Annotated in this window: 9 protein-coding genes; 3 read left to right on the forward strand and 6 right to left on the reverse strand. The window is 65.7% G+C overall.

The genetic code is table 11. The annotated features are described in order from the left end of the window. Together MTR65_RS19860 and MTR65_RS19865 are read right to left on the reverse strand one after the other, a co-directional pair. Window positions 1-874: Wzz/FepE/Etk N-terminal domain-containing protein (locus MTR65_RS19860; protein ID WP_243803307.1), on the reverse strand; the 874-nt coding region annotated here is incomplete at its 3' end. A gap of 97 nt (window positions 875-971) precedes the next feature. Further along, complete coding sequence (locus MTR65_RS19865) at window positions 972-2,225, reverse strand: outer membrane beta-barrel protein (RefSeq protein ID WP_243803309.1); 1,254 nt, start codon at window positions 2,223-2,225, stop codon at window positions 972-974. Between the two features lie 382 nt (window positions 2,226-2,607). Here MTR65_RS19865 and MTR65_RS19870 point away from each other — a divergent pair, with 382 nt between their 5' ends. From MTR65_RS19870 to MTR65_RS19880, 3 genes are all read left to right on the forward strand, one after another. Continuing rightward, window positions 2,608-3,201: a polysaccharide biosynthesis/export family protein gene (locus MTR65_RS19870; protein WP_243803311.1), complete on the forward strand. Its 594-nt coding sequence runs from the start codon at window positions 2,608-2,610 to the stop codon at window positions 3,199-3,201. 88 nt (window positions 3,202-3,289) lie between these two features. Continuing rightward, the gene (locus tag MTR65_RS19875; RefSeq protein WP_243803313.1) at window positions 3,290-4,006 is read left to right on the forward strand and encodes a hypothetical protein; all 717 of its coding nucleotides are present in this window, start codon (window positions 3,290-3,292) and stop codon (window positions 4,004-4,006) included. A gap of 168 nt (window positions 4,007-4,174) precedes the next feature. Beyond that, entirely contained in the window at window positions 4,175-5,125 is a 951-nt protein-coding gene (locus MTR65_RS19880; RefSeq protein WP_243803315.1) for a helix-turn-helix domain-containing protein, read from the forward strand. Window positions 5,126-5,295: 170 nt separating this feature from the next. Here the strand turns inward: MTR65_RS19880 and MTR65_RS19885 are convergent, their stop codons facing one another. The 4 genes from MTR65_RS19885 to MTR65_RS19900 all read right to left on the reverse strand — a co-directional run bounded on the left by MTR65_RS19885 (window position 5,296) and on the right by MTR65_RS19900 (window position 8,296). Further along, window positions 5,296-6,216, reverse strand: a complete 921-nt coding sequence (locus MTR65_RS19885) for an alcohol dehydrogenase catalytic domain-containing protein (protein ID WP_243803318.1) — start codon at window positions 6,214-6,216, stop codon at window positions 5,296-5,298. 127 nt (window positions 6,217-6,343) lie between these two features. Beyond that, the gene (locus tag MTR65_RS19890) at window positions 6,344-7,198 is read right to left on the reverse strand and encodes an SDR family NAD(P)-dependent oxidoreductase (protein ID WP_243803320.1); all 855 of its coding nucleotides are present in this window, start codon (window positions 7,196-7,198) and stop codon (window positions 6,344-6,346) included. Continuing rightward, the gene (locus tag MTR65_RS19895) at window positions 7,195-7,728 is read right to left on the reverse strand and encodes a 2,4'-dihydroxyacetophenone dioxygenase family protein (RefSeq protein ID WP_039389706.1); all 534 of its coding nucleotides are present in this window, start codon (window positions 7,726-7,728) and stop codon (window positions 7,195-7,197) included. The genes MTR65_RS19890 and MTR65_RS19895 overlap by 4 nt, the downstream gene beginning before the upstream one ends. Window positions 7,729-7,738: 10 nt before the next feature. Further along, a complete protein-coding gene (locus MTR65_RS19900; protein ID WP_243803322.1) occupies window positions 7,739-8,296 on the reverse strand; it encodes a 2,4'-dihydroxyacetophenone dioxygenase family protein in 558 nt (185 codons plus the stop codon). Window positions 8,297-8,480: the final 184 nt, after the last annotated feature.

Raw genomic sequence — 8,480 nt, forward strand, 5'->3', positions numbered from 1 at the left:
CGCGGGCGGTGGCGAGCTGCGCCCGGTCGGCGGCGGCCGAAGCGCGCGCGGAAGCCACCTCCTGGTTGTAGCTGGAAATCTCCTGCTCGGAGAGCGAGGCTCCGGTCGTACTCAAGAGGTTGTTGGCGATGCGGTACTGCTGCACCCGCGCCATGTCGTCGAGCGCCTGCTGGCGCAGTTCCTCGAGCCTTTCGGACAGAAACCCGGCGGCCTGCGCGCCGCTGGCCCGCTTCTGGTTGAGATAGAACTGCGAATACTGCGTGGCGTACGCGTTGGCGATCGCCTGCGCGTCGCGGGGATCGGCCTCGGTGACGGCGATCGAAAAGGCGTGGGTGGTGCCGATACGCTCGACCGCGAGAGCCCCCTGGAGACGCTCGGCGATGGCGTCCAGGCGTTCCTCGCGTGTGGGACTGGCCTCCGCCTCCTCGCCCAACCCCACCAGCGCCTTCAGCCGGCTGCGCAGACCCGCGCCGGATCCGGGCGCGAAATTCGGGTTGGTATCAAGCTTGAGAGCCCGCGCCACATCGAGCGCCAGTTCGCGCGAGCGGATCACCTCGACCTCGGTGTCGACCTGGTCGGAATCGGGCGGCAGTGCGCCCGCCCCCTCGCCGCGCGGGGTCGTGCGCTCTTCCAGCGAATTGAGCACGACGCGCGCGCTGGCCGTGTAGCGCGGTGTCTGCAGCGTCGTCACCAGCGCCGCAAGCGCCACGAAGACCACCGCCACGACCACGATAACGGTCAACTGGCGCCGCAAGGCGAAGTAGATCGCCCGAAGGTCGAGCCGGTCCTCGGGCGGGGCGGCCATGGCCGGAAAGGCCTGGGCCAGGTCGGCCTGGAGCTGGCTGCCGCGATGGACGACAAGGGAATTGTTCATGACAACCTCACGCTCCTGTGCATTGCAATTGGGGAAAGGGCCCAGCGCCGCCGGGCGCCTCCCTCCCGCTCCGGATAGGAGCGATCCACCGGCACCATCAGAACTTCACCCGCAGGCTCAGCAAAGCGGTCGATCCCGTGAAGGGCCGGGCCTCAAACCCACGGCTCGACTGGTCACGGTGACTGAACCCCAGCCCCACTTCGAACCTGTCTCCCAGAAGCCAGCGGGCGTTCGCCCCGATGCGGAACTGACGATCCCGTCGATCCGACCCGAAGTAATCATAGTACAGATACGATGTATTCACGGAAACTACTAAATTGCGAAGCAACTCATAGTCGACATCAAGAGATATACTATCCTGAACGACACCCGGTTGATTGAAGAAGGGGCTGGCCTCCAGCGTCCGCGCGCCGTTCAACTTGACAGTGACAAGCGTGGTGACATTCCAGATGAGCCGCCCGGAATAGGTCATGCCCGATACCGTGCCCGAGGCAGGCTCGTCGTAGTCCTGCGACAGGTAGCCGACCGTCACCTCGCCGCTGAGCAACTCGCTGAAACCGAAGGCGAGGCCGCCAGACAGCGCGTAGCCTTGCGAATCCTGGCTGATGGCCCCGAAATCCTGCCGGTAGTCCTGCCAGTTGTAGCGCCCTTGCGCGAAGACCCTCAGGGCCGGCCCAAGCCGCAAGGACGCCCGCCCGCCCAGTGTCGTCGCGGTGCGGTCGCGGTAGTTCTGGAGGACATCGCCCCCCTCGAGCCGGACAGTGCGGTAGTCGAAACGCTCCGCCCCACCGGCGAGCGACACGGTGAGATTGGTGAGGGCCACGGAAAGCCCGGCCCGACCCGTGAGGCGCGAATAGGTATTCGGCGCGCCGATCACCGCATCACCCAGCGTACCCGCCATTTCGGCGAGCAGACCATAGCCCCCGGAGAGATCGAGGCGCACCGGCCCGAACGCCTTGTGACCCGCCGCCTCGAGGCTGTACTGCTCGTTGTTCTGAACCTTGAGATCCGCATAACGGGTGAAGGTGGCCTGCCCCTTCACCGAGAGCCCGGCATCGGGCGTGCGTTCAACCAGTTCGAAGCCTGGCTCGAAGGTTGCCTTGGCATCGCCGCGCGGATCGGGGTCGATATTGAAGACATTGTCGTCGTATTCGATCCGCAGGTCGGCCCTGGGATAGAAGCGGAAGCCCCCCAGAGGCAGTCCCGGCGCTTCGTATGCCGCCTTGGAGCGCGCGCCGACCGAACTGGCGAGGGCTTCGTCGGAAAGGCTCGTTCCTGCCTCCTGCGCCCGCGCGCCATTCGTCCCCACGGCCAGAGCAAGGCAGACCACAAGGGCACCGCAGCGCGCCACAGCTCGCGCAGAAGCCCCACGTGCAGGTTCACCCGCCGCAAGCATGCGCTCGGCTCCCGACAACCCCGATGGACACAAATACCCCCAAACTGCCCCCTCAGCCGGAGTCCAAAAGGCGCACCGGCACGTACGAATAGAAAAATATAAACTAATCGCGATATGTCGCGCACCACCCCAACAAGTCAACTTATGATTTTATTCATATCATGACAGTTGCATAATGGAACAATAGTTATGCCGCAGAAATAATGATCTGTACTAATATCTTCTTGTGTGTCAGAAATTGAATGCGCCGGGGGTGGCGCGATTATTCTAGGGGTGCGCGCGTCCGGCAGGCCCGGCACGTGGAAACGGCCCCGCCAGACGACAGGGAGACCGTCCTTTGCCGCGCTCGATTGGAAAACTCCGCCTGGTCATGGCGCTCGTCCTGGCCACCGCCGCGCCGGCCCTGCAGGCCCGGGACGCCGCCAGTCCCGCTGCGCGGCCCGGACCAGACACCGCAGCGAACGGCGAGGTCTATCGCCTCGGGCCCGGCGACAAGCTGCGGATCACCGTTTTCAACGTGGAGTCGATCACCGGCGAATACACGATCAGTTCGGGCGGCCAGGTCGCCGTCCCCCTGCTCGGAGCCGTCCGCGCCGAAGGCGCGACCACGCAGCAGCTGGCCGACGCGATCCGCACCGGGCTCGACGGGACCTATGTGAAAGACCCGCGCATTACCGTGGAAGTCCTGAGCTACCGCCCCTTCTACATCCTGGGCGAGGTGAACCAACCCGGCGAATTCGCCTACAAGCCCAACCTGACACTGGAGCAGGCGGTCGCCACGGCGGGAGGCTACACGTACCGCGCGGCGCGCAAGAAGGCCTATCTGCGCCGCGCGGGCGAGGACGAGCAGGTCGTCAAGTTCGGCCGCGAGAGCAGGGTCATCTACGTCCACCCGGGCGACACCATCCGGATCGGCGAACGCTACCTCTAGCATGCCAGCGCGCCGCCACGAACCGTGTGCCCGTGCGTCCTGTTCTTCTCTGGCGAAATAAGGATAGTCTCCCATCCTGGCACCTTCCATGCGCCGCGCGCTTGCCGACCTTGCTCCCGCCGAACTGGCCGCCACCATCGAAGCCGATGGCTATGCGATGGTGGCCGATTTCGTCCCGGAGTCTGACCTTGCAGCGGCCCGGCGTTTCACAGAGGCCGGCATGGCGGTCAGCACCACGGGCTATTTCGGCGTAGGCAATGGAGGGCCGCTGGGCGGCACATTCCTGGAGGCCTTGCGCGATTCGCCGGAATTCCAGAGCCTGTGCCGCCGCCTCTGCACCCTGGCCACGGGGCGTGAAGCCCCCGAAACTGGCTTCTACCAGATCCTGCGCGCCCTCGAAGGCCAGGACCAGGCGCGCCACGCCCTTCGCTTTCACTACGATTCCTATGTTCTGACCGCCCTCCTCCCGATTCTCATTCCTAGCGGAGGCGAAGGGCGGCTCATTCTGGGCCGACAGCGCCGCCCCTTGCGGCGCAGCTACGCCGCCAACCTGCTCGACAAGCTGCAGGTCGACAATGCGCGCGCGCAGCAGCGCCTTGCCCGGCGCTACGCAGGCGGCGCGTGCGAATTCGAGCGGCTCGTCCTGAAGCCGGGCAACCTCTATTTCTTCTGGGGCTACCGCACGCTGCACACCAACGAACCCGCCCCCGACGGCGCGATCCGCGCGACTGCGGTCTACCATTACCTCGACCCGCACGCCCACGCCCCACTCAAGCGCCTGCTGCGCCGCGTGCGCGGCTCCTGAGCGACCGGACCGCCCCGTGCCACGTTCGGGCGCAGCCCTCGCTTGACAAGATGCCCCCCACCCTCCGATCCTTGCACACACGTACAGAGCCAGACAGGCGCAGTGCGTGCGGAAAATCCGGTACATCACGAGACCGGAGCCCGAACGGAGAGGACGGATAGGTGTGCGATGGAGGCAATCCAGACATTCGCGACGTCGGCGCTGCCGCAAAGCCAGCGGCTGCGCTATTGGAACGAGCTTGCCGAGCGCATTTACGCTGGCACCTACATCAACGGTGACCACAGCTTTCATGGACGCATGCAGACCTGGCGGCTGGGCGACCTGCAGATGATACGACCGGCCGGTGGCCCCTCGCAGGTCGGGCGGCGTCACCGGACACCCGGTTCTTCCAACATCATCCTACACCTCCAGACCCGCGGACGCTGCCGCCATCGCCAGGGCAATGGCCAGGACGACATCGTCCTCGAACCGGGCGACTTTGTCCTCTCCTCCGCCGCCAGCGGCTACGAGATGGACCTGGAGGCGCACGAGTTGCTGGTCGTGGAATTTCCCGGCGCGCCCATCCTGCAGCGCTGCGAGGCTCTCGACAGCGTGCTCTCGCGCCGCATCCGCGCCACGAGCCTCGCGGGTGGCCGTGTCCTTATCGATTTCCTGCAGTCGCTCTGGCGCCAGGCCGGCAACGCGCAGTTTCCCATTCCCGGTGATGCGAGCTGGCAAGGCGCAATGGCCGATGTCTTCTACGATATGCTGGGCCTGACCCTGCGCGAAAGCCGCCAGCCCCGCACGGCCGCCGACGCGTCGCCCCCGTTGGCGCGCCAATTGTTGCGCCATGTCGAGACCCACCTTGGCGATCCGGACCTGCGCACAGGCAGCATTGCCCAAGCGCTGGGCGTATCCCCCCGCACCGTGCAGAACGGCTTTGCCACGCTCGGCACGACCCCGTCTGCCCATATCCTGAACGCCCGGCTTGAACGCGCCGCCGACCGTCTCACCAGCGATCACGCCACCTCAATCACCGAGATCGCCTTTGAACTGGGCTTCAACGACAGCGCCTACTTTGCGCGGTGCTTTCGCCGCCGCTACGACGCCTCGCCGCGCGAATGGCGAAAGCGCGGCTGAGACCGCGCCGGGGCTGAGCAATTGCGTGCAGTTCCCGATGCGTCTGCGCACCTGTCCAAGCCCGACTTGCAAAACGGGTCTAGAATGAACGCGTCACCCACCCTTGAGGGCCGGTCCGCCGCAAGGCGCCCGGCCCTTTCCTTTTGCCGTCATGGTAAGAGCATCGCAGATCAGGGCGCGATCAGGACCTTGCACTGGCCGTGGCCCGCGCTCTTGAGCGCTTCGAAGACCGTGGGCACCTTGTCGAGCGCGATGGTCTCGCTCACCAGCAGGCGCGGCGCGATGGCACCGCTCGCCAGCGCGTCCAGCGCCGCCTCGTATTCGCTGCGTGTAAAAAAGGCGCTGGTGACGAGCCGGACTTCCTTGGACAGCATGGCGAAGGAATTGAAGGTATCGGGCTGCGTACACAGGCCCAGCAGCAGGATCGTCCCACGCGCGCGCACCTGCTCGACGGCCTGCGCAATCAGCCCGGGCCTTCCGACGCACTCGAAAACGATGTCGGCCTTGCCACCAAGCGCCGCGTCGCTTCCCCCCACCGGATCCTCAGGGCTCACGACGAAGCCGCTCGCGCCCAACCCCATGGCGCGCGGCTCCTGATCCGGCACCACGTCCTGCAGGACCACGGCCCCCGCACCAAAGCGCCGCGCCCAGAAAGCGACGGCAAGGCCGATCGGGCCCGCGCCCAGGATCAGCACCCGGTCTCCGGGTGTGATGCCACTCAGCTGTACGCCATGCAGCGCAACCGCAAGCGGCTCGATGATCGCCCCATCGGCGAGGGATACATCGGCAGGGAGCGGCACGCACTGGTTGGGCCGGGTCAGGGCATATTCGCCATAGCCTCCGCCCTGGAGGCTGAACTCACGGCACCAGGCCACCTCGCCCCGGCGGCACGCCTCGCACTGGCCACAGCTGCGCAAAGGCACGACCGAGACGAGGTCACCAATGCCAAGCCCCGTCACCTCGCGGCCCAGGCCAACCACTTCGCCTGCAAACTCGTGCCCCAGGACATCCCCGTGCTGGCAGCCGTAGGCCGCATCCTCGGTCATGTGCAGGTCCGACCCGCAGATACCGCAGCGCGCGACCTTCACCACGACCTCGCCTGCATCGGGCGTGGGATCGGGTATCGTCTCTATGGCCAGCGGTTCATGCAGGCCCTGGAATACGGCAGCCTTGATGGCGTCTCTCCTTGGCGTTGTTCAGTGCGATCCGGAGGGGCGGTCACAGTCCGGCAAGCGGTTTGACGGGCCCAAGTTGCATGCCCCCGTCAATCATCACGTGGGCCCCTGTCATGTAGCTGCCCGCATCCGAAGCGAGCAGCAGGGCCAGCGGCTTGATCTGGTGGACCTCCCCCACAGCGCCCGTTGGCACCAGCTTGTCCCATGCCTTGCGGGCCTCCGGGTTCTTCTTCAGCCACCCCCCGCCGATGTTGGTGACGAAGGGGCCCGGTGCAATGGCGTTCACCCGAATCCCGAAAGCGGCCAGTTCCAGCGCGGCATGGCGCATGAAGTGCATCACCCCGGCCTTGGCAGGCATATAGGGCACGCCCACGATGGCCTCGTTGACAACGGCCGCGTTGGAAGAGGTGCACACGATGGAGCCTCCCCGCCGCCCGGACCGTTCCTCGTTACGCTTCATCACCCGCGCGGCCTCGCGCAGGGTGTGGAACTGGCCGGTGAGGTTGACCTGAATCGAACGCTCCCAAGCCGCCGGGTCGTAGACATCAAGCTGGCCTTGCGGGTTGCGCGTGTCCTCGGGCGTCCAGAAGCCGTTGCCCGCATCGTACCCCGCATTGGAAAAGACGATGTCGCATCCGCCAAAGGCCGCGACATGGTCGTCGAACGCGGCCGCGACTTCGGCCAGGTCCGAGACATCAGCCCGGGCGGCGCGGGCCGCATAGCCCTCCTCGCGAAGCCGCGCGGCCTCACGCTCAGCGCCGTCGCCATCAAAATCGGTGAGGGTGACCTGCGCCCCCGCCTCGCACAGCACCTCGGCATAGGCGAGGCCCAGGCCCGAAGCCGCCCCCGTCACAAGACCCGAGCGGCCCGCGATGTCGAACTGGTCAAGCGTCTTCACAGGTAGAGCTGCGGATTGGGCGTGAGGCCATGTTCGGCGCAGTAGGTCTCGTAGTGATTCATGAACCACCAGACATCGAGCGTCTCGACATGGTTGCCGTGCGCATCGAAGAACTCGTTCGCGCCCTGCATCCAGAACAGCGCCTTCATTCCGTTCGGGTCGTCGGTGACAAGCGTGTGCGCGGTGCCCGGCGTCTCGGTGATGAAGTCGCCGGGGCGGCACACCCAGTCGTACTCGAGATAGCGAAACGAGCCTTCGAGACCGATCGCCCAGACCGGCCCGCGATGCTTGTGGGTGCCTATCACGCCCGGCTGCTTGATCCACAGCACGTTGCAATAGACATTCTGGCGCACGTCGAAGGCGAGGTGGCGGATCGCGGCGTTCTCGCCGAAGGGAACCCAGGGGCTCTCCTCTTCGGACGCGCCCACATAGGTTCCCTCCACGCCCTTGGCCCCGATCAGGGCGCCATAGAGCTCGGGAACCTTGACGATCTCATACGCGCTCGAGGGCGGCGCGGTCATCGTACCCATGGCGCGCTCCTCAGACGTAAAGCTTGGGATTGAGCGGGATGCCCTTCTCGCGGCAGTAGGTTTCGTAGTGGTTGATGAACCACCAGACATCGGCGGTGTCGACGTAGTTGGCGTTCTCATCGTAGAATTCGATGGGCCCCTGCATCCAGCCAAACAGCTTCACGCCCTGCGGGTGATCTGTAACGAGCGTGTGGCTTTCGCCCGGCACTTCCAGGATCAGGCCGCCCGGGCTCGCGACCCAGTCGTACTCCAGGTACTTCACCGAGCCTTCGAGACAGACCATCATGATCGTGCCGCGGTGCAGGTGCGTGCCCACCACGCCCGGCTCCTTGATCCACAAGATGTTCGAGAAGATGCCCTGGCGCACGTCGAAAGCCAGGTGCTTGATCGCCGCGTTGTCGCCGAAGGGCACCCAGGGGCTGTCGACGTCGGTCTGCGCATCGATATAGCGCCCGCCTGGGCTCAGCCGTTCGACGAGCTCACGGTGCGCGAAGGGCACATCGACGATCTCCGCCTTGGTCGAGGGCGGGGCGGTCATCACGTTGGTCATGGTGGTGGTCCTCTCCATCGGCATGGCCTGCGTCCGCGTCTACGGATCATCGTGGCCAAGCCTTGCTTGGTCTGGGCTTTCGGGATGCCCTTGTGCCATCGAGCATAAGCTGCCGAAGCGAGATGAACTTGGATCTGCGCGCAGCGCGATCGGGACAGGTGCGCAGGTGTGTTCCAGATACGCCAAGCCCCCCGGCGCGAGA

The organism is Novosphingobium mangrovi (assembly GCF_022818885.1).
In the GTDB taxonomy this organism is placed as follows: domain Bacteria; phylum Pseudomonadota; class Alphaproteobacteria; order Sphingomonadales; family Sphingomonadaceae; genus Novosphingobium; species Novosphingobium mangrovi.

Coding starts and splice junctions, on each gene's coding strand:
- MTR65_RS19875 (WP_243803313.1), top strand. CDS start 3,290: ATGCGCCGCGCGCTTGCCGACCTTGCTCCCGCCGAACTGGCCGCCACC.
- MTR65_RS19880 (WP_243803315.1), top strand. CDS start 4,175: ATGGAGGCAATCCAGACATTCGCGACGTCGGCGCTGCCGCAAAGCCAG.
- MTR65_RS19895 (WP_039389706.1), bottom strand. CDS start 7,728: ATGGGTACGATGACCGCGCCGCCCTCGAGCGCGTATGAGATCGTCAAG.
- MTR65_RS19900 (WP_243803322.1), bottom strand. CDS start 8,296: ATGGAGAGGACCACCACCATGACCAACGTGATGACCGCCCCGCCCTCG.